Origin of the sequence: Streptomyces gilvus (genome assembly GCF_022513565.1) — a bacterium.
GTDB lineage: Bacteria > Actinomycetota > Actinomycetes > Streptomycetales > Streptomycetaceae > Streptomyces > Streptomyces gilvus.
On sequence record NZ_JAKWBE010000013.1, the window covers coordinates 83,707 to 103,765 of the forward strand.

The 20,059-nt window shown below is 71.4% G+C and carries 21 protein-coding genes; 17 read left to right on the top strand and 4 right to left on the bottom strand.

Annotated features, from left to right (window positions below):
- The first annotated feature begins 51 nt into the window (after window positions 1-51).
- A complete protein-coding gene (mnmA, locus tag MKW14_RS21075; protein WP_240864516.1) occupies window positions 52-1,176 on the top strand; it encodes a tRNA 2-thiouridine(34) synthase MnmA in 1,125 nt (374 codons plus the stop codon).
- On the opposite strand, the gene MKW14_RS21080 is transcribed toward mnmA, so the two are convergent.
- Both MKW14_RS21080 and MKW14_RS21085 read right to left on the bottom strand, forming a co-directional pair.
- Window positions 1,173-1,958: an alpha/beta fold hydrolase gene (locus tag MKW14_RS21080; protein WP_240864518.1), complete on the bottom strand. Its 786-nt coding sequence runs from the start codon at window positions 1,956-1,958 to the stop codon at window positions 1,173-1,175. The genes mnmA and MKW14_RS21080 overlap by 4 nt on opposite strands.
- Window positions 1,959-1,995: 37 nt before the next feature.
- Window positions 1,996-2,319, bottom strand: a complete 324-nt coding sequence (locus MKW14_RS21085) for a DUF427 domain-containing protein (protein WP_240864521.1) — start codon at window positions 2,317-2,319, stop codon at window positions 1,996-1,998.
- Between the two features lie 51 nt (window positions 2,320-2,370).
- Here MKW14_RS21085 and MKW14_RS21090 point away from each other — a divergent pair, with 51 nt between their 5' ends.
- From MKW14_RS21090 to MKW14_RS21110, 5 genes are all read left to right on the top strand, one after another.
- Complete coding sequence (locus MKW14_RS21090) at window positions 2,371-2,934, top strand: LOG family protein (RefSeq protein ID WP_240864523.1); 564 nt, start codon at window positions 2,371-2,373, stop codon at window positions 2,932-2,934.
- 18 nt (window positions 2,935-2,952) lie between these two features.
- Window positions 2,953-3,651, top strand: coding sequence for an SDR family oxidoreductase (locus tag MKW14_RS21095; RefSeq protein WP_240864525.1), 699 nt, complete (start codon window positions 2,953-2,955; stop codon window positions 3,649-3,651).
- Complete coding sequence (locus MKW14_RS21100; RefSeq protein WP_308314616.1) at window positions 3,648-4,646, top strand: methionine synthase; 999 nt, start codon at window positions 3,648-3,650, stop codon at window positions 4,644-4,646. Before MKW14_RS21095 ends, MKW14_RS21100 begins: the two co-directional genes overlap by 4 nt.
- A 15-nt stretch (window positions 4,647-4,661) precedes the next feature.
- A complete protein-coding gene (ligA, locus tag MKW14_RS21105) occupies window positions 4,662-6,854 on the top strand; it encodes an NAD-dependent DNA ligase LigA (protein WP_240864527.1) in 2,193 nt (730 codons plus the stop codon).
- A 272-nt stretch (window positions 6,855-7,126) separates the two neighbouring features.
- On the top strand, window positions 7,127-9,367 hold the full coding sequence (locus tag MKW14_RS21110) for a putative bifunctional diguanylate cyclase/phosphodiesterase (protein WP_240864529.1): 2,241 nt from the start codon (window positions 7,127-7,129) through the stop codon (window positions 9,365-9,367).
- Window positions 9,368-9,419: 52 nt separating this feature from the next.
- Here MKW14_RS21110 and MKW14_RS21115 read toward each other — a convergent pair whose 3' ends face one another.
- Window positions 9,420-10,001 carry a TetR/AcrR family transcriptional regulator gene (locus MKW14_RS21115; protein ID WP_133046692.1) on the bottom strand — a complete coding sequence of 194 codons (582 nt, stop codon included), beginning with the start codon at window positions 9,999-10,001 and terminating at the stop codon, window positions 9,420-9,422.
- Window positions 10,002-10,097: 96 nt separating this feature from the next.
- Between MKW14_RS21115 and MKW14_RS21120 the strand changes: the two genes are divergently transcribed.
- From MKW14_RS21120 to gatB, 6 genes are all read left to right on the top strand, one after another.
- Window positions 10,098-10,469, top strand: coding sequence for a DUF4267 domain-containing protein (locus MKW14_RS21120; protein WP_240864531.1), 372 nt, complete (start codon window positions 10,098-10,100; stop codon window positions 10,467-10,469).
- A 66-nt stretch (window positions 10,470-10,535) separates the two neighbouring features.
- Window positions 10,536-11,027: a cupin domain-containing protein gene (locus MKW14_RS21125; RefSeq protein WP_240864533.1), complete on the top strand. Its 492-nt coding sequence runs from the start codon at window positions 10,536-10,538 to the stop codon at window positions 11,025-11,027.
- A 162-nt stretch (window positions 11,028-11,189) separates the two neighbouring features.
- Window positions 11,190-11,486 (top strand): Asp-tRNA(Asn)/Glu-tRNA(Gln) amidotransferase subunit GatC, encoded by a 297-nt coding sequence (gene gatC / locus MKW14_RS21130; RefSeq protein WP_007384860.1) that lies wholly within the window; start codon window positions 11,190-11,192, stop codon window positions 11,484-11,486.
- A 5-nt stretch (window positions 11,487-11,491) separates the two neighbouring features.
- Entirely contained in the window at window positions 11,492-12,988 is a 1,497-nt protein-coding gene (gene gatA, locus MKW14_RS21135) for an Asp-tRNA(Asn)/Glu-tRNA(Gln) amidotransferase subunit GatA (RefSeq protein ID WP_374116583.1), read from the top strand.
- Window positions 12,985-13,224, top strand: a complete 240-nt coding sequence (locus tag MKW14_RS21140) for a hypothetical protein (RefSeq protein WP_240864534.1) — start codon at window positions 12,985-12,987, stop codon at window positions 13,222-13,224. Before gatA ends, MKW14_RS21140 begins: the two co-directional genes overlap by 4 nt.
- A gap of 15 nt (window positions 13,225-13,239) precedes the next feature.
- Window positions 13,240-14,754, top strand: a complete 1,515-nt coding sequence (gene gatB / locus MKW14_RS21145; protein ID WP_240864535.1) for an Asp-tRNA(Asn)/Glu-tRNA(Gln) amidotransferase subunit GatB — start codon at window positions 13,240-13,242, stop codon at window positions 14,752-14,754.
- A 48-nt stretch (window positions 14,755-14,802) separates the two neighbouring features.
- Here the strand turns inward: gatB and MKW14_RS21150 are convergent, their stop codons facing one another.
- Window positions 14,803-15,600, bottom strand: coding sequence for an SAM-dependent methyltransferase (locus tag MKW14_RS21150; protein ID WP_240864537.1), 798 nt, complete (start codon window positions 15,598-15,600; stop codon window positions 14,803-14,805).
- A 102-nt stretch (window positions 15,601-15,702) separates the two neighbouring features.
- Between MKW14_RS21150 and MKW14_RS21155 the strand changes: the two genes are divergently transcribed.
- The 5 genes from MKW14_RS21155 (at window position 15,703) to MKW14_RS21175 (ending at window position 19,962) form a co-directional block, all read left to right on the top strand.
- On the top strand, window positions 15,703-16,008 hold the full coding sequence (locus tag MKW14_RS21155; protein ID WP_240864539.1) for a hypothetical protein: 306 nt from the start codon (window positions 15,703-15,705) through the stop codon (window positions 16,006-16,008).
- Window positions 16,009-16,200: 192 nt separating this feature from the next.
- The gene (locus tag MKW14_RS21160; protein ID WP_240864541.1) at window positions 16,201-18,444 is read left to right on the top strand and encodes an MMPL family transporter; all 2,244 of its coding nucleotides are present in this window, start codon (window positions 16,201-16,203) and stop codon (window positions 18,442-18,444) included.
- Window positions 18,422-18,994, top strand: a complete 573-nt coding sequence (locus MKW14_RS21165) for a GNAT family N-acetyltransferase (protein ID WP_240864543.1) — start codon at window positions 18,422-18,424, stop codon at window positions 18,992-18,994. Before MKW14_RS21160 ends, MKW14_RS21165 begins: the two co-directional genes overlap by 23 nt.
- A gap of 35 nt (window positions 18,995-19,029) precedes the next feature.
- Window positions 19,030-19,584, top strand: coding sequence for a hypothetical protein (locus MKW14_RS21170; RefSeq protein ID WP_240864546.1), 555 nt, complete (start codon window positions 19,030-19,032; stop codon window positions 19,582-19,584).
- A 195-nt stretch (window positions 19,585-19,779) separates the two neighbouring features.
- The gene (locus MKW14_RS21175) at window positions 19,780-19,962 is read left to right on the top strand and encodes a hypothetical protein (RefSeq protein ID WP_240864547.1); all 183 of its coding nucleotides are present in this window, start codon (window positions 19,780-19,782) and stop codon (window positions 19,960-19,962) included.
- The last annotated feature ends 97 nt before the right edge of the window (window positions 19,963-20,059 follow it).

The following is a 20,059-nucleotide window of genomic DNA, read 5'->3' on the forward strand; positions in this document are numbered from 1 at the left end:
AACGGATACTCGTGGGCTCCGGTTCCCGACGGCCCGTACCCTTGAAGGGTTATGACTGACACCCCGCAGCGCCCCCTCCGTGTCCTCGCCGCCATGTCCGGCGGGGTGGACTCCGCCGTCGCCGCCGCCCGCGCCGCCGAGGCCGGCCACGACGTGACCGGAGTCCATCTCGCGCTCTCCGCGAACCCGCAGTCCTTCCGCACGGGCGCGCGCGGATGTTGCACCATCGAGGACTCGCGCGACGCCCGCCGCGCCGCCGACGTCATCGGCATCCCGTTCTACGTCTGGGACCTCGCCGACCGCTTCCGCGAGGACGTCGTCGAGGACTTCGTCGCCGAGTACGAGGCCGGCCGCACCCCGAACCCGTGCCTGCGCTGCAACGAGAAGATCAAGTTCGCCGCCCTGCTCGACAAGGCGCTCGCCCTCGGCTTCGACGCCGTCTGCACCGGCCACTACGCCAAGGTGATCGAAAACCCCGACGGCTCCCGCGAGCTGCACCGGGCCTCCGACATGGCCAAGGACCAGTCCTACGTCCTCGGTGTGCTGGACGAGAGGCAGCTCGCGCACGCCCTGTTCCCGCTCGGCGACACCGTCACGACCAAGGACGAGATCCGCGCCGAGGCCGAGCGCCGCGGCCTCGCGGTCGCCAAGAAGCCCGACTCGCACGACATCTGCTTCATCGCCGACGGCGACACCCAGGGCTTCCTCGCCTCCCGTCTGGGCCGGGCGGAGGGCGACATCGTCGACGAGTCCGGCACCAAGGTGGGCACGCACGAGGGCGCGTACGGCTTCACCATCGGCCAGCGCAAGGGCCTGCGCATCGGCACCCCGGCCCCCGACGGCAAGCCCCGCTACGTCCTCGACATCTCCCCGGTGAACAACACCGTGACCGTCGGCCCCGCCGCCTCCCTCGACGTCAGCGGGCTCACCGCGATCAAGCCCCGCTGGTGCGGCACGGCACCCTCCGGCCCCGGCACCTACACCGCCCAGCTGCGCGCCCACGGCGGCGAGACGGAGGTCCGCGCCGAACTCGTCGACGGCACCCTGGAGGTGACCTTCACCGAGCCGGTCCGCGGCGTCGCCCCCGGCCAGGCCATCGTCCTGTACGACGGCACGCGCGTGGTGGGCTCGGCGACCATCGCGACGACCACGCGCGCGTCCACGGCCGTCGCCTAACGGGCGGACGAGAAGAACTCCGCCAGTGCCGGCGCGAGCGCCCGCGGATCCACCATGTGCGTCTGGCCCTCCAGCGTCCGGTACGTCCCCCGGGGCGCCGCCTCGGCCACCGCCCGGGCCGCCTCGCGCATCCAGGCGGGACTCGCGCCGCCCCCGAGGGACAACACGGGCACCGTGATCGAGGCCAGCCGCCCCTCGGGCACCAGCCCGTCGCCCATCACGGCGTCGTCGTACGCCAGGCTCGGAGCGAGGGCCTCCATGCCGGGCCACATGGGGGACTGGCGGGCGCCCTGGATCATCTCCTCGGCCAGTCCCGTCAGCCGCAGGAACAGCTCGACCGCGTCCCCACGCCGGCCCTGCTCCAGCGCCTCGGTGAGGTGGTCGGTGTACTCGGCCCGCTCCTTCGCACCGCCCTCGTAGACGGCGTACGGCACCTCGTACACCCCGACCTGACGCAGCGGCAGCCCGCTCGCCGCCGCCTCCAGGACCAGCGCGCCGCCCGACGAGTGGCCGTACAGCGACGCCTCGCCGCCCACCGCCTCGATCAGCGCGGCCAGATCCTCGACCTCGCGGGCGACCGCGTACGGCTTGGTGTCACCGCTCGCGCCCCGGCCCCTGCGGTCGTAGGAGACGACGGTGAAGCGGTCCGCGAGGGGCACGGCGAACGGCGCCACCGTCGCCCCCGTCGACATCGCCCCGCTCACCAGGATCACCGAAGGGCCGTCACCGGTGCGTTGGTACGCGATGGGGGTCCCGTCGCGCGAAATGGTCTTCTTGTCCATGCCTCAGCAGACTGCCCCACGGCGCGGAACTAATCGCTCACGACACCTCGACTTCGTAGAAGCAGAGGTGATCCTTGATCTGCGCCACGTCCGGCTTGGGGTCCGGGTACGCCCAGACGAGGTCCGCCGCCTCCGGCAGCGACCAGTAGGACGCCGTGCCCTTGAACGGGCAGTACGTGTGCGTGTCGGAGGGCTGCAGCAGGTCGAGCCGTACGTCCTCGGCGGGGATGTAGTACCGCACCGGACAGCCCGTCTCGCGCAGCACGAGGGCCCGGTCGCTCTCCGCCAGTACCTGGTCGCCGTGCACCACGCGCACGTGCTTCTCGCCCTGCTCGATGGTGATCTCGTGTCCTTCGGCCATGGAAGGAAAAGCGCTCGCGGACCGCCGGTTCTTCCCGCGTACGGTGGCCCCATGCGAATCTGCGTCTTCCTCTCCGCCGCCGACCTCGACGACCGCTACACCCGTCCCGCGCGCGAGTTCGCGAAACTGCTGGGCGAGGGCGGGCACACCCTCGTGTGGGGCGGTTCCGACGTCGGCCTGATGAAGGTGGTCGCCGACGGGGTGCAGGAGGCGGGCGGACGGCTGTGCGGGGTCTCGGTGGACTTCCTGGCCTCCAAGGTGCGCCCGGGTGTCGAGGAGATGGTGATCGCCAAGGACCTCGCTGAGCGGAAGAAGCTCCTGTTGGAGAAGGCCGACGCCGTGGTGATCATGGTGGGCGGCACCGGCACGCTCGACGAGGCGACGGAGATCCTGGAGCTGAAGAAGCACGGCCGCACCGACAAGCCGGTCGTGCTGCTCAACACCGCGGGCTTCTACGACGGCCTCAAGGAACAGTTCCGGCGCATGGAGGACGAGGGCTTCCTGCCGCGTCCACTGGCCGAGCTGGTGTTCTTCGCCGAGGAACCGGTCGGTGCGCTGGCTTATCTCGAAGCTGTGACATCAGCGGCTGCCGCCGCAGGGCAGGGCGTCGAGTAGGAGCCGGCGGGTGCGAGCATGGCGGGCATGGCTACACATGTGATCACCGGAGCGGGTTCCGGCATCGGCGCGGCCGTCGCCCGCCGCCTCCACGCGCGCGGGGACGACCTCGTCCTGCACGCGCGCGACGCGGGCCGCGCGAAGGAGCTGGCGGCGGAGTTCCCCGGGGCGCGGACCATGGTGGGCGACCTGGCCGATCCGGACAAGCTGTCCTGGGCCTTCTCCCACCAGACGCTCCCGGACCGCGTGGACTCCCTGCTGCACATCGCCGGTGTGGTCGACCTCGGCCCGGTTGGCGAACTCACCCCCAAGTCCTGGCGCCACCAGCTCAACGTCAACCTGATCGCCCCGGCCGAGCTGACCCGCCACTTCCTGCCGCAGCTGCGGGCCGCCCGCGGTCACGTCGTCTTCGTCAACTCGGGCGCCGGACTGAACGCGAGCCCCGACTGGTCCGCGTACGCCGCCTCCAAGCACGGCCTCAAGGCCCTCGCCGACTCCCTGCGGGGCGAGGAACACGCCAATGGCGTCCGCGTCACCTCCGTCTACCCCGGCCGCACGGCCAGTCCCATGCAGGCCAAGGTCCACCAGCAGGAGGGCAAGGAGTACGACGCCTCGAAGTGGATCGACCCGGAGTCGGTCGCGACGACGATCCTGATGGCCCTCGACCTGCCCCGGGACGCGGAGGTCAACGACCTGACGGTGAGGCCGGGACGGTGACCGGGTTCCAGTTCGGCGCCGCCACCGGCGTCGGTTCGATGCCCGGCGGCGACGCCCGGGAGGCCGCCAAGACCGTCACCGGCACCTTCGAGGACTTCCCGTTCCTGGCCGAACTGCCCGCGCGCGGACCCGGAGCGGACATGATCGGCCGCACGGCCGGGATGCTGGTCGAGCTGTACGCGCGCGTGGAGCCCAGCGGCTGGCGGATCGGGGACCGGCCGGGACGGGACACCAAGCGCGCCCGGTCCTGGCTCGGCGAGGACCTCGACGCGCTGGAGGAGTTCACCCAGGGCTACGAGGGCCCGCTGAAGGTGCAGGCCGTCGGGCCCTGGACGCTCGCCGCCGCCCTGGAGCTGCGCAACGGGGAGTCCGCCCTCTCCGACGCCGGCGCCTGCCGCGACCTCGCCGGCTCGCTGGCCGAGGGACTGCGGCTGCACCTGGCGGAGGTGCGGCGCCGGGTGCCCGGCGCGCAGGTCGTCCTGCAGCTCGACGAACCGTCCCTCACCGCCGTCCTGCGCGGCCAGGTGCGGAGCGCCAGCGGCTACCGCACCCACCGGGCCGTGGACCGGCAGATCGCCGAGTCCGCACTCCGCGACGTCCTCGGGGTTCACAGCGACGGGCCCACCGTGGTCCACTCCTGCGCACCGGACGTCCCGTTCGCCCTGCTGCGCCGGGCGGGCGTGGCGGCGGTCTCGTTCGACTTCGCCCTCCTCACCGAACGTGACGACGACACGATCGGCGAGGCGGTGGAAGGGGGCACCCGGCTCTTCGCCGGTGTCGTGCCGGGCACGGAGACGGCATTGTCAGACCCGGCAGGTAGCGTCATGGGTGTCAGGACGCTGTGGCGCAGGCTGGGGCTGCAACCGGGGCTTCTCGCGGAGGCGGTCACCATCACTCCGTCGTGCGGACTCGCGGGGGCCTCCCCGGACTACGCGCGCCGGGCTCTCGCCCACTGCGTCCGGGCGGCGAGATCCCTCGCGGACAACCCAGAGTAACGGGAGGACAACACGGTGGCCGGCGACAAGCAAGCGGAGACGACGGTGCCCGCCGAGGCACGGGAGAAGCACGCGAAGCTCGCTGAGCAGATCGAGGAGCACCGCTTCCGGTACTACGTGAAGGACGCTCCGGTCATCAGCGACGCGGAGTTCGACAAGCTCCTGAAGACTCTGGAGGCGCTGGAGGAGCAGCACCCGGAGCTGCGGACACCGGACTCGCCGACGCAGAAGGTCGCCGGTTCCTACGAGACGGAGTTCACGGCGGTCGAGCACCGCTCGCGGATGCTGTCCCTGGACAACACATTCAACGACGACGAGCTCGCCGCCTGGGCCGACCGCATCCACCGGGAGCTGGGCGAGCAGGACTACCACTTCCTGTGCGAGCTCAAGGTCGACGGCCTCGCGGTCAACCTCACCTACGAGCGCGGCCGCCTGGTGCGCGCCGCCACCCGCGGCGACGGCCGCACCGGCGAGGACATCACGCCCAACGTCCGCACCATCGCGGAGATCCCGGACCGGCTGAAGGGAGACAAGGTCCCCGACGTCGTGGAGATCCGCGGCGAGGTCTACTTCCCGATGGAGAAGTTCGAGGAGCTCAACGCCCGCCTGGTCGAGGCCGGTGACAAGCCCTTCGCCAACCCGCGCAACGCGGCGGCCGGTTCGCTGCGCCAGAAGGACCCGCGCGTCACCGCCACCCGCCCCCTCCACATGGTCGTCCACGGCATCGGCGTCCTGGAGGGGTTCCAGGGCCTCACCCGCCTCTCCCAGGCCTACGACCTCCTCAAGACCTGGGGCCTGCCCACCTCCCCGCACAACCGGGTGGTCGACGACCTCGACGGCGTACGGGAGTTCATCTCCTACTACGGCGAGAACCGCCACTCCGTGGAGCACGAGATCGACGGCGTCGTCGTCAAGCTCGACGAGATCCCGCTGCAGGGCCGGCTCGGTTCGACCTCCCGCGCGCCGCGCTGGGCGATCGCGTACAAGTACGCGCCGGAGGAGGTCAACACCAAGCTCATCAACATCCGCGTCGGCGTGGGCCGTACCGGCCGGGTCACGCCGTACGCGCAGGTCGAGCCGGTGACGGTGGCCGGTTCCGAGGTCGAGTTCGCGACCCTGCACAACCAGGACGTCGTCAAGGCCAAGGGCGTCCTCATCGGTGACACCGTGGTGCTGCGCAAGGCCGGTGACGTCATCCCGGAGATCCTCGGCCCGGTCGTCGACCTGCGCGACGGCAGCGAGCGGGAGTTCGTGATGCCGTCCGAGTGCCCCGAGTGCGGCACGGCCCTGAGGCCCATGAAGGAGGGCGACGTCGACCTGCGCTGCCCCAACGCCCGCACCTGCCCCGCCCAGTTGCGCGAGCGCCTGTTCTACCTCGCGGGCCGCAAGGCGCTGGACATCGAGCACTTCGGTTACGTCGCCGCCGCGGCCCTCACCAAGCCGCTGGAGCCCGAGCAGCCGCCGCTGAGGGACGAGGGCGACCTGTTCGACCTCACCGTCGAGCAGTTGCTGCCCATCAAGGCGTACGTCCTGGACCAGGACAGCGGTCTGCCCAAGCGGGACCCGAAGACGGGCGAGGAGAAGGTCGTCACGGTCTTCGCCAACCAGCAGGGCGAGCCGAAGAAGAACGCGGTCTCCATGCTGGAGAACATCGCCGCCGCCAAGGAACGCCCGCTGGCCCGGGTGCTGACCGGCCTGTCGATCCGTCACGTCGGCCCGGTCGCCGCCGAGGCGCTGGCCCGCGAGTTCCGCTCGATCGAGCGCATCGAGCAGGCCACCGAGGAGGAGCTGGCGAACACCGACGGCGTCGGCGGGATCATCGCCGCCTCCCTCAAGGAGTGGTTCGCCGAGGAGTGGCACCAGGAGATCCTGCGCAAGTGGCGGGCCGCAGGCGTCCGTATGGAGGAGGAGAGCAGCGGCGAGGACGAGGGTCCGCGCCCGCTCGAGGGCATGACCGTGGTGGTCACCGGCACCCTGGAGCGCTTCACGCGCGACGGGGCGAAGGAGGCGCTGCAGAGCCGGGGAGCCAAGGTGACCGGTTCCGTCTCCAAGAAGACGTCCTTCGTCGTCGTGGGCGACAATCCTGGTTCCAAGTACGACAAGGCGATGCAGCTCAAGGTCCCCGTCCTGAACGAGGAGGGATTCGGCGTCCTTCTGGACCAGGGACCGGACGCCGCCGCCGAAGTTGCGCTTCCCACAGAGGAGTAGCGGTTGAAGGCCACCCGATCGGCGCATACCAGATGCATACGGGTGGCCGGGGCGCATTCGGGCAACCGTCCACGACCGCTGCCCGCGGAAGCCTTCTGCGGCCTACTGTTGAGATGTGCGCCTGCCGTGCCCAGCTGCGGTCGGGGCATCCCCGTTGTTCCCGAAGGGCTCTTCGGGAACGGAGGGGAAGCGTTTTCCAACGCGGCGCCGTGGATGGATGTCGGACATCGGGCCGCCTGGCGTGGGCACCGCCGGCTGTGAGAGGGACGGGAATGGAACCGACCGAGAGCGCCGCCCCGGACTCACGGCTGCGCGGGCGCCGGGGCGCAGGCGCCTGGCGGCCGAGTCGATGGGCCGGGCGGCCCCCCGGGCATCCGGGCGCGGAGGGGCGCGTCACCGGACAGTACACCGCCACACAGGTGCGTGGTGTGCCCCAGCTCACCACCGGGCCCCAGCCCGCGCTCCCGGACGCCGACCAGGAACGGCACCAGTCGTGGCCCACGCTGCCCGCGGGCGTCGTCGCGGCGGCCGCCTTCGTGCTCGGCGCCGGGTTCTACCGGGCGTTCACCGGCACCCACGCCCTCTTCCCGTCCGGCACCGTCGGCTGGTCCCTGGCCGTGCTGACCGGCATCATCGTCGGCCACCTGGTGATGCTCGGCCGCTCCCGCTGGTGGGGCGGCACCGGCTCCGGCGCCGCCCTCACCCTCGCCGTCCTGCTGCTCTACGGCTGGGTGCCGGCCGGCATGGTCAGCCTCACCGTCGTCGTGCTGGTCGGCATAGCCCGGCGCAACCGCTGGCGGCAGGGCGTGCTGCACGGCGCGGTGGACATCCTCGGCATCGGCGCCGGAGCCCTGGTGCTCGGCGCCTTCGGGCGTGTCCCGTCCGTCGAGAAGCCGTGGAGCCCCGCGAGCTGGACGGTCTACACCGCCCCCGAGGTGGTGCTGGTCGCCACCGCGTATCTCCTGGTCACCCGGACCCTGTTCTGGTACCTGCACGCCCCGAGGCGCGGCGGACTGCCCACCGTCGCCCGTACGGCCCTGGTCAGACAGGGCCTGGTCGCGGTCGCGCTGCTCGGCATCGCCCCACTGGTGTGCGTGGTGGCCGTCGCCCGGCCGGTGCTGCTGCCGCTGTTCGCCATCCCGCTGATCGCCCTCGACTCCACCCTGTGGATAGCCCGGGCCCGGGCCGAGGAACAGCTGCGCGACCCGCTGACCGGACTGCCCAACCGGCAGTGGCTCCTGGAGCGCATCTGGACCGCGCTGGACGACGCCGAGCGGATCGGCGCCCGGTCCGCCCTCATGCTGATCGACCTGGACCGCTTCCGGTCCGTCAACGACACACTCGGGCATCTCGCCGGGGACCGGCTGCTGCTGCAGATAGCCGACCGGCTGCGGCTCGCCCTGCCGCGCGGGGCGGAGGCCGCGCGGCTGGGCGGCGACGAGTTCGCCGTTTTACTGCCGGTCGCCGACTCGACCACGTCCGCGACCCGGGTGGCGCGCGGACTGGTGTCCGCGCTCAGCTCCCCGCTCGACCTCGACGGACTCACCCTCGTCCTGGAGGCCAGCGCGGGCGTCGCCGTCTTCCCCGACCACGCGCTGGACGCCGAGGGCCTGCTGCGCCGGGCGGACGTGGCGATGTACCAGGCGAAGCGGGACCGGACCGGCGTCGAGGTCTACGAGTCGAAACGGGACTGCAACACCCCGGACCGGCTCGGGCTGCTCGGTGATCTGCGCCGGGCGCTGGACGCGCACGAGGTGCAGCTGCACTACCAGCCCAAGGTCCGCTTCGACGGGCAGGTGGCCGGCCTGGAGGCGCTGGTGCGCTGGGTGCATCCCGAGCGCGGGAAGGTGCCGCCGGACGAGTTCATAGCGATCGCCGAGTCGTCGGGGCTGATGCCCCACCTCACCGAGTACGTGCTGGAGACGGCGCTCGGGCAGGTGGCGGCCTGGCGGGCGCAGGGGCTGTTCGTGCCGGTCGCGGTCAACGTCTCCCCGCGGGACGTCCACACGCCCGGGTTCGCCGGCTCGGTGGCGGCCCGTCTCGCCCGGCACGGTGTCCCGGCGGGAGCGCTCCAACTGGAGATAACGGAGCACGTCCTGCTTGAGGACCCGCAGCGCGCCGCCGACACCCTGGCCGGTCTCACCGGGCACGGCGTGAAGATGTCGCTGGACGACTTCGGCACGGGCTATTCGTCGCTGGTGCATCTGCGGCGGCTGCCGGTCAGCGAGCTGAAGATCGACCGCTCCTTCGTGGCCCGGCTGGCCGTCGACCCCGAGGACGCCGAGATCGTCCGCTGCACGGTCGACCTCGCCCATTCGCTCGGTCTGCTGGTCGTCGCCGAGGGCGTCGAGGACGACGAGACCTGGGAACGGCTGCGCGACCTCGGCTGTGACGCCGTACAGGGCTGGCTGGTCGCGGCCGCGATGCCGCCGGAGGAGACGACGTCGTGGCTGCGGGCCCGGGGCTCCCGGGGCTGGCAGCGGCCGCGGGCCGCTCTCCCGGCCGCCGAGTAGTCCTCCCGGCCAGTACGGCCGTACGGCCGTACTACGAGAAGGTTTCGGCGCTTCAGAGCGCTGCCGTGAAGTGTCCGATCAGCAGCGCCAGCCGCTGCTCATGGGCCGGTTCCGGCAGCCGTCCGCTGCGCATCAGCGTGACCAGCCCGTGCAGTCCGGCCCAGTACGTCTCCGCCAGCAGGCCCGTGTCCTCGCCCTCGGCCGCGATCGGCTCGACCACCGCGGCCAGCTCCCGGAAGGCCTCCCACAGCGGCTCCGGAGCCTCGGGCGTGGCGAACGGCAGGTCCACGGCGAGGGTGAACATCGCGTCGTAGAGAGCCGGGCGCCGCCGCCCGAACGACGTGTACGCCTCGGCCACCGCCGCCAGCGCCTCGCGCGGGTCCTTAGCCGCGGTGCGCGCCGCGCGCAGTTCCACCGCCAGGTCCGCGCAGCCCTGCACCGCGACCGCCGCCATGATCGCGTCCTTGCCCTTGAAGTGGCTGTAGAGGACCGGCTGGCTGTACTCGATCTCGGCGGCCAGCCGGCGCGTCGTCACCGCGTCCCAGCCCTCCGTCTCGGCCAGCTCCCGGGCGGCCGTGACGATCAGCCGCTCCCGTTCCGCTCGTTCGCGCTCCCGGCGCGTCTGAATCGACATGCCAGAAATTCTAGCAGCGCTAGCCAATCTGTCGACGCTCTGCTAGCTTCGCTCTTGCCGCTAGCGTTGCTAGCAAGACGACGAAGGGGAAGAGACATGACCGTCACCGCCTACACCCTGGCCATCCTGCTCAACGTGTTCTGCCTGTTCCTCGGCTACCGGTTCCTGTTCCAGCCGGGCCCGGCCGCCGCCGGTTACGGCGTCCCGGCCGACCCCGCGGGCGACGCCGGCGCCTACCTCTCGATCAAGGGGCTGCGGGACGGCACGCTGGGTGTGGTGGGCCTCGCCGTGCTGGCCGGCGCCGGCGCGCACGCCGAGGCCTGGCTCATGCTGAGCGTGGCGATCATCCCGTTCGGCGACTGCGTGACAGTCCTGCGCAACGGCGGCACCAAGGCCGTGGCGTACGGGGTCCACTTCGCCACGGCGATCATTGTCCTGATCAGTGCCGGACTGCTCTTCGCGGTCTGACTGCATCCGCAGACGATCCGCAGACGATCCGCAGACGATCCGCAGACAAGACAGGGGGAACGAGAGATGTCGCTGTTCGTACCGAAGTTCGACGAAACCGTCCTGGTCCGTGACGCCGAGGCCGAGGTGGTCGGGGGCGACCCCGTCGCCGTACGGCTGCTGGCCGACAGCAGTGCCAGCGGCGGCGCGCTGTCCACCGTGCGCGTCACCCTCGCCGAGGGCGCCGACGGCGCCCGTCCGCACACGCACCACAACTCCGCCGAGATGTTCTACCTGCTCGACGGCGCCGCCGAGGTCCTCTCCGGCGACGACGTGGTCACCGCGGAACGCGGCGACCTGGTCATCGTCCCGCCGGACCGCCCGCACGCCTTCGCCGCCGCCCCCGGCGCCCCGGCGGACCTGCTCATCGTCATCACCCCGGGCGTCGAGCGGTTCGAGTACTTCCGCCACCTGCAGCGCATCCGCCTGGGCGAGCTCTCCCCGGAGAGCCTGCTGGAGGTCCAGGACCTGTACGACAACCACTTCCTGCACAGCCCGGCCTGGGACGCCCGCCACTGAGCCGGGGAAACCGTTTAACGGCGAGAGCCCCCGGCCCCCTAGGATTGGGGCTTGTCGTCACATTCCCGTCTGCCGCGCGGCCCGCCCTTCGGGCGGACGACGGGAAGGTGACCGACAAGCCCCAGCCCCAAACCACACACACTCACCCCAGAGGAACGCTGCATGCCTGGCATCACGCGCGAGGAGGTCGCCCACCTCGCCCGGCTGGCGCGTCTGGAGCTGAAGCCCGAAGAGCTCGAACACTTCGCGGGACAGCTGGACGACATCATCGGCGCGGTGGCCCGCGTCAGCGAGGTCGCCGACCAAGACGTACCGCCGACCTCGCACCCGCTCCCGCTGACGAACGTCATGCGGGCGGACGAGGTCCGTCCGTCGCTCACCCCCGAGCAGGCGCTCTCCGGCGCCCCGGCCCAGGAGCAGCAGCGTTTCAAGGTGCCGCAGATCCTGGGGGAGGACTGACCGACATGACGGACCACATCATCAAGCTGACCGCTGCCGAGACCGCCGCGAGGATCGCCTCCGGCGAGCTCACGGCCGTCGAGGTCACCGAGGCCCACCTCGCCCGGATCGAGGCCGTCGACGAGAAGGTGCACGCCTTCCTGCACGTCGACCGCGAGGGCGCCCTCGCCCAGGCCCGGGCCGTGGACGAGAAGCGCGAGCGGGGCGAGAAGCTCGGCCCGCTGGCCGGCGTCCCGCTCGCCCTGAAGGACATCTTCACCACCGAGGGCATCCCGACGACCGTCGGCTCGAAGATCCTCGAGGGCTGGATCCCGCCGTACGACGCCACCCTCACCAAGCGTCTGAAGGCCGCCGACGTCGTCATCCTCGGCAAGACCAACATGGACGAGTTCGCCATGGGGTCCTCCACGGAGAACAGCGCGTACGGGCCGACCGGCAACCCCTGGGACCTCACCAGGATCCCCGGCGGCTCCGGCGGCGGCTCCTCCGCGGCCCTCGCCTCCTTCCAGGCGCCGCTGGCCATCGGCACCGACACCGGCGGCTCCATCCGCCAGCCGGCCGCCGTCACCGGCACGGTCGGTGTGAAGCCGACGTACGGGGCCGTCTCCCGGTACGGGATGGTCGCGTTCTCCAGCTCCCTCGACCAGGGCGGCCCCTGCGCCCGTACGGTCCTGGACGCGGCCCTGCTGCACGAGGTCATCGCCGGGCACGACCCGCTGGACTCCACCTCCATCGACGCCCCGGTCCCGCCGGTCGTCGAGGCCGCCCGCAACGGCAGCGTCGAGGGCATGCGCGTCGGCGTCGTCAAGCAGTTCCGCGGCGAGGGCTACCAGGCCGGCGTCATCCAGCGGTTCGACGAGTCGGTCGCGCTGCTGAAGGAGCTGGGCGCCGAGATCGTCGAGCTGGACTGCCCGTCCTTCGACCTCGCGCTCTCCGCGTACTACCTGATCGCCCCCTCCGAGTGCTCCTCCAACCTCGCCCGCTTCGACGGCCTGCGCTACGGCCTGCGGACCGGCGACGACGGCAGCCACTCGGCCGAGGAGGTCACCTCGATCACCCGTGAGGCGGGCTTCGGCCCCGAGGTCAAGCGCCGCATCATGCTGGGCACCTACGCCCTGTCGAGCGGCTACTACGACGCCTACTACGGCTCCGCCCAGAAGGTCCGCACGCTCATCACGCGCGACTTCGAGAAGGCATTCGAGCAGGTCGACGTCATCGTGTCGCCGACCACCCCGACCACCGCCTTCGCGATCGGCGAGCGCGCCGACGACCCGATGGCGATGTACCTGGCCGACCTGTGCACCATCCCGACCAACCTGGCGGGCAACGCGGCCATGTCGCTGCCCTGCGGTCTGGCCCCGGAGGACAACCTCCCGGTCGGTCTGCAGATCATCGCCCCGGCGCTGAAGGACGACCGTCTGTACAAGGTCGGCGCAGCCGTCGAGGCCGCCTTCGTGGAAAGGTGGGGGCACCCGCTCCTCGAGGAGGCTCCGTCGCTGTGAGCAAGCTGTCCAAGGCCAAGGACTTCAAGAAGTCCAAGTCCGGTACGTACGTGTCCATCGCCACCACCGCCGTCGGCGCGTTCGGTGTCGCCAAGCGGATCAAGAAGGCCAAGGCCGAGAACGACACGCTGCGGCTGATCGACGCGACCGTGGCCGCCGTCGGCATCGTCACCGGCCTCGCCGTCCTGTACCGCGAGCTGAAGCGGCTGGGCGACGACGACGTCCTGCTGGGCTGAGAGGGAAGTTTCACCGTGACCACCACGACCGACCTGGTGTCGTACGAGGACGCGCTGGCGTCGTACGACCCCGTCATGGGCCTCGAGGTCCATGTCGAACTCGGCACCAGGACCAAGATGTTCTGCGGCTGTTCGACCGAGCTGGGCGCCGAGCCCAACTCGCAGACCTGCCCGACCTGCCTCGGCCTGCCCGGCTCGCTCCCGGTCGTCAACGCGACCGGCGTCGAGTCCGCGATCAAGATCGGTCTCGCGCTGAACTGCGAGATCGCCGAGTGGTGCCGTTTCGCCCGGAAGAACTACTTCTATCCGGACATGCCGAAGAACTTCCAGACCTCCCAGTACGACGAGCCGATCGCCTTCAACGGCTACCTCGACGTACAGCTGGAGGACGGCGAGACCTTCCGCGTGGAGATCGAGCGCGCCCACATGGAGGAGGACACCGGCAAGTCCACCCACGTGGGCGGCGCGACGGGCCGTATCCACGGCGCCTCGCACTCGCTGCTGGACTACAACCGCGCCGGCATCCCGCTGATCGAGATCGTCACCAAGCCGATCGTCGGCGCCGGCGAGCGCGCTCCCGAGGTCGCCCGGGCGTACGTCCGTGAGCTGCGCGAGCTCATCCGCGCCCTCGGCGTCTCCGAGGCCCGTATGGAGATGGGCCAGATGCGCTGCGACGTGAACCTGTCGCTGCGCCCCAACGGCACCGAGAAGTTCGGCACCCGCTCCGAGACGAAGAACGTCAACTCGCTGCGGTCCGTGGAGCGCGCGGCCCGTTTCGAGATCCAGCGGCACGCGGCCGTGCTGTCCTCGGGCGGCACGATCGTGCAGGAGACCCGGCACTTCCACGAGGACACGGGGTCCACGACCTCGGGCCGCGTGAAGGAGGAGGCCGAGGACTACCGGTACTTCCCGGAGCCGGACCTGGTGCCGGTCGCTCCGTCCCGTGAGTGGGTCGAGGAGATCCGCGCGGGGCTGCCGGAGCTGCCGCTGGCCCGCCGCAACCGGCTGCTCGCCGAGTGGGGCATCTCCGCCACCGACATGCAGGCGATCCTCAACGCCGGTGCGCTGGACGCGATCGTCGCCACGATCGACGCCGGTGCCGACGCGGCCTCCGCCCGCAAGTGGTGGATGGGCGAACTGGCGCGCAGCGCCAACGAGTCGGGCCTCTCCCTCGACGAACTCGCCATCACCCCGGCGCAGGTGGCCCGGGTCACCGAGCTGGTCGCGAAGGGTGACCTCAACGACAAGCTGGCCCGTCAGGTCATCGAGGGCGTCCTCGCGGGCGAGGGCACCCCGGACGAGGTCGTCGACAAGCGCGGTCTGAAGGTCGTCTCCGACGAGGGCGCGCTGACCGCCGCCGTCGACGAGGCCATCGCCGGCAACCCGGGCGTCGCCGACAAGATCCGCGGCGGCAAGGTGGCCGCGGCCGGCGCCCTGGTGGGCGCGGTCATGAAGGCGACCCGCGGCCAGGCGGACGCGGCCCGCGTCAAGGAGCTCATCCTCGAGAAGCTGGGCGTCAGCGAGGGCTGAGGTGCGCGCGGTGCGGCCCCGGAGGTGTGAACCTCCGGGGCCGTACGCTTATGTGCGGCGTCCCACGACCCGTACGAAGCCCAGGGTGCGGCCCTCGTCGGCCCGTACCATCTCACCGACCCGGCGGGCCATCGTGCGGTGGAACTCCTCCGGGCTCTCCTCGGCGACCACCTCGCACCACGTCAGCCAGTCGCGCCAGCCGTCCTCGAGCCAGTCGGCCGACTCGACCTCCACGGCCCCGCCGCGCGTCCAGTGGCGGCGCCACCAGCCGGCGGAGTGCCAGCACCAGAAGTCGGGCTCCCACCAGGCCCGCAGATGCTCGGGCGGCTCGGCTCCCTCCGGTTCCTCACGAAGGGCCGGTACGACGATCCCGATCCGCCCGCCGGGCTTCAACAGCCTGGTCAGCGTGGGCAGATAGAGATCGTCGGTGCCGAAGTACTGGTACGCGTCGATCGACACGATCGCGTCGAAACCGCCTTCCGCGAAGGGCAGGTCGTGCGCCTCGGCGTGCACGGGCAGCACCCGGTCGGCGAACCCGGCCTCGGCGATGCGCCGGGCGTTGTCGTCGGGGGCGACCCACAGGTCGGCCGCGGTGACCTGGGCGTGGAACTCCCGGGCCAGGAAGATCGACGTCATGGCCCGGCCGCAGCCCAGGTCGAGGACGCGCGCGCAGGGGCGCAGGGCGTCCAGGCCGAGGGCGGGGGCCAGCCATTCCAGCAGCCACAGGGCGTTGGGGCCCATCTGGTTCTCGACGGTCCAGCGGGCGTCGTACTGGCTGCTGAGGGGGTAACGCGGGTGGGTCACACGGTCAGTGAGACGGTCGTCCGTGGTCCTGTTGTCGGACATCGGTGAACGGGCTCCTCATGATCCTCGTAGTGAAAGGCGATGCGTAGGAGCTCGGTCGGACCTTCAAACAACGCACCCGCTTCGGTCGTCGGCGAGGAGCCGGTGACGGCTGACCAGCGGAAGCTAGCAGCTGTCCGGGCCCTCCCGCAGCCGGATTCCGCCGAGGACGCCCACCGGGCCCGCTGGACGGCGGCCACCACCGGGGTGCTGCTGGCCCTCGCCGGAGTGGCGGCCGCGGTGGTGCGGGCCATGAACGCCGCGCCGGCCCTGGTGCCGGCCGCCTACGGGCTCGGTGCGGCGGTGTGCGCGCTGGCGGGGGTGCTGGGCTCCCGGGGGCGCACCCGGTGGGCGCTGTGGCTGCTGGTCGCCGGGGCGATGGTGATGGCGCTGGGGGACCAGTTCGACTGAGGTGACAGAGTGTTCGTTACTGTCCTGTGATCTGCCTCCCACTCTTGTGAATAACCCCACGAATGGCGTAAACGATCACTTCTGCCTGCAAGAGTGGTCCTCGCATTGCTCATGCGTTCTTTGCGGGCTGTTCATCTCGTGAACGACTGTTCCCGGTCAAAGATCCACATACCGTCCCCTGGGAGCTCGTTCGTGGCAGCCCTTGCACGTTGGTGTGTCCGGCACCGCCTCGTCGCGGTCGTGGTGTGGCTCCTCGCCTTCGGCGGGGTCACCGCCGCCGCCGCGGTCACCGGCTCCGCGTACTCGAACGACTACGAGGCCTCGGGCACCGAGTCGGGCGCCGCCACCAAGCTGCTGCAGCGGGGCTTCCCGGGGCTCGGCGGGGACAGCGACACCGTTGTCTGGCACGTGACGTCGGGCAGCGTGCGCGCCGCCGCCGTCGAACAGACCATGACCGGCGCCCTGGACAAGATCGCGGACCTGCCCGGAGTGGCCTCCGTGAGCAGCCCGTACGACGGCCAGGGCGCGGGCCGGATCAGCGCCGACGGGCACACCGCGTACGCCGCCATCACCTTCGACCACGGCGCCGAGGACATCAAGAAGTCCGAGGCCGAGGCGGTCGTGCACACCGCGAAGGCCGTGGCGGGCGACGGGCTGCAGGTCGAGCTCGGCGGCAGCGCCGTCGCGCTCACCGAGTCGGCCGGCGGCCACACCGCCGAGATCGTCGGCGTGGCCGTCGCCGCGGTCGTGCTCTTCCTCGCCTTCGGCTCGCTCGCCGCCTCCGTGCTGCCTATCGCCACCGCGCTGGTCGGCGTCGGCACCGCGTACGCCGGGATCGGGCTGCTCGGACACGCGATGACCGTCGCCGACTTCGCGCCCATGCTCGGCATGCTGATCGGGCTGGGCGTCGGCATCGACTACGCGCTGTTCATCGTCACCAGACACCGGCGCGGACTCAAACGCGGGCTGTCGGTCACCGAGGCCGTCACCAACGCCGTGGCGACCACCGGACGGGCCGTGGTCTTCGCGGGTGCCACCGTTTGCATCGCGCTGCTGGGCATGCTGATCCTGCGGCTCGGCTTCCTCAACGGCGTCGCCATCGCCGCCTCCCTGACCGTCGTCCTGACGGTCGCCGCCTCCGTCACGCTGCTGCCCGCCCTGCTGTCCCTCATCGGCATGCGCGCCCTGAGCCGGCGCGAGCGGCGGCGGCTGGCGGAGCACGGCCCCCAGCCCGAGCTGCCCACCGGGTTCGCGCACCGCTGGTCGGCGTTCGTGGAGCGCCACCCCAAGGTGCTCGGCGTCGTCGCGCTGGCCGTGATGACACTCCTCGCGCTGCCCACGCTCTCCCTCCAGCTGGGCACCTCCGACCAGGGCAACGACCCGAAAACGTCCACCACCCGGCAGGCCTACGACCTTCTCGCCGACGGCTTCGGCCCCGGCGTCAACGGACCGCTCACCCTGGTGACGCACGTCGACGGCGCCGAGGACAAGCTCGCCCTCGACAACCTCGACGCCACCATCCGCATCACCGAGGGCGTCGCCTCGGTGACCCCGGTCACCTACAACGGCGGCGGCGACACCGCGTACTTCACGATCGTCCCGACGTCGGAACCGCAGTCGAAGAAGACCAGCGACCTCGTCGACCGGCTGCGCACCGAGGTGCTGCCGCGCGCCGAGACCGGCACCACCCTCGACATCCAGGTGGGCGGTGTGACCGCGTCCTACGACGATTTCGCGGCCGTCATCGTCGGCAAGCTGCCGCTGTTCGTCGGCGTCGTCATCGGCCTTGGCTGTCTGCTGCTCCTCATGGCCTTCCGGTCCATCGGCATCCCGGTGAAGGCCGCCGCGATGAACGTCGCCGCGGTCGCCGCCGCCTTCGGCATCGTCGTGGCGATCTTCCAGTGGGGCTGGGGGAGCGAACTGCTGGGCCTCGGGCGCGCGGGCCCCATCGAGCCCTTCCTCCCGGTGATCATGGTGTCGGTCCTCTTCGGGCTCTCCATGGACTACCAGGTCTTCCTGGTCAGCCGGATGTACGAGGAGTGGCTGGAGACCGGGGACAACCGGCGGGCCGTCCGCGTCGGGCTCGCCGAGACCAGCCGGGTGATCAACTCCGCGGCCGTCATCATGATCTCGGTCTTCCTGGCCTTCGTCCTCAGCGGTGACCGCGTGATCGCGATGTTCGGCATCGCCCTCGCCTCCGCCGTCGCCCTCGACGCCTTCGTCCTGCGCACCCTGCTCGTCCCGGCGCTCATGCACCTGCTCGGCGGCGCCAACTGGTGGCTGCCCCGCTGGCTCGACCAGCGCCTGCCCCGCATCAGCATCGAACCGCCCGAGTCCCGCGCCGCCCATGCGAGGCTGGCCGCCGCGACGGACGCCGAGGTGGCGGACGTCCTGGCGGAGGGGGATCAGCGCGATGTACGCGATACCACTGGGTGACGGCGCCGAACTGCGGCCGCTGGAACCCTGGCACGCCGAGGAGTTCCTGGCACACCTGGAGCGCGGCCGGGGGTTCATCGGACGCTTCATCCCCTTCGGCGCCCAGGTCGTCGACGTGGCATCCGCCCGCGAGACGCTCCAGCGCTACGCCGACCTGCGCGCCGCCGACACCGCCTCCCACCACGGGATCTGGCTCGACGGGAAACTCGTCGGCGGGGTACTCACCCTGAACTTCGACGCCGCGACCGGCAACGCCGAGGTCGGGTGCTGGCTGGAGCCCGCCGCGACCGGGCGCGGCCTGGTCACCCGGGCGATGCGGATCCTGATCGACTGGGCTGTGGAGGAGCGCGGCATCCACCGCGTCGAGTGGGTCGCCGCCTCCGGCAACGTGCCCAGCATCAACGTCGCCCGGCGCCTGGGCATGACCCGCGATGGCGTACGACGACAGGCGCACCCCTATGGTGGGGTGCGGCACGACCTCGAGGTGTGGTCGATCCTCGCCCCCGAGTGGCGTGAAGCACGCGCGCGTGCCGGACACAACGATCATTAAGACCCCTCTCAGAGAGCGTCCGTACGGTGCCAGACATGGGAACCAAGACAGTTGACGAGGCCGGCACGACCGAGGCCGCCGAAGTGAAGCGCGACGAGGAGGCGGTGGACGCCACCGAGACCGAGGCCACGGCCGAGGAGGAGCAGCCCGCAACCGACGAGGTGGCCGAGGCGGGCACCGACGAGGAGGCGGGCCCCACCGGCGTCGGCCAGGGCGCGGGCGCCGTCGTCTCCGCCGCGCTCGGCCTCGTCTCGCTGACCGGCAGCTGGATCGGTACGGTCGCCGCCGCCCGCCAGACGCTCGTGGGCCAGCTGCAGACCTCGTCCTCGGCGAGCGTCGCCAAGCAGGTCAAGGCGGTCTACGGCGACGCGTGGCAGACCAGCGCCCTGTGGGGCGGCGTCTTCGCGCTGCTCGCCCTGGTCGTCGGCGTCGTCGTCCTCGCCCGTCCCGCCTTCGGCGTCCCCGGCAAGCCGCAGGCCGCGTGGATCAAGTCGGTCGCCTGGGGCGGTGTCGCCCTCGGCGTCATCGGCCTGCTCCTGGCCGTCCTCAAGTACACCGACGTCCTGCTCGGCCTGCCCTCCGCGGGCTGATTCGGCGCAGGTCCCGAGGGGTCTCAGACGCTCCGTAAGCACCTTACGGAGCGTCTGAGGCCCCTTCCGCGCGTCTAAGGCCCCCGAGGCCGCCGAAGATGCGGAACTCTCCCGATGTGGCCGGCCCCCCTGGGAGACGAAGGTTGAGGCATCGCAGAAAGCGAAGCCGAAATCATCTCTCCCAAGGGACACACCATGTACGAGTACGAGATCTCGCAGCTCCGTTCCGCCGAACTGATCCGCCAGGCCGACCAGGAGCGCCTGGCGCGCGAGGCCGCCAAGAGCCGCCGGGCCGCCCGCCGCGTGGCACGCCACGCCGCGGAGGACGAGTCCCATACCCCCCGCCTCCGCAGGCTCCGGTCGGCCCGCGCGGCATGAGCCCGGTGCGCCTGGAGGGCGGCCCCGCGGGGGAGGGCCGCCCTCGAGGAAACGTGCGCAGCACCCCGCGAACGCCCTCACCGCACCTGCCCGCGGT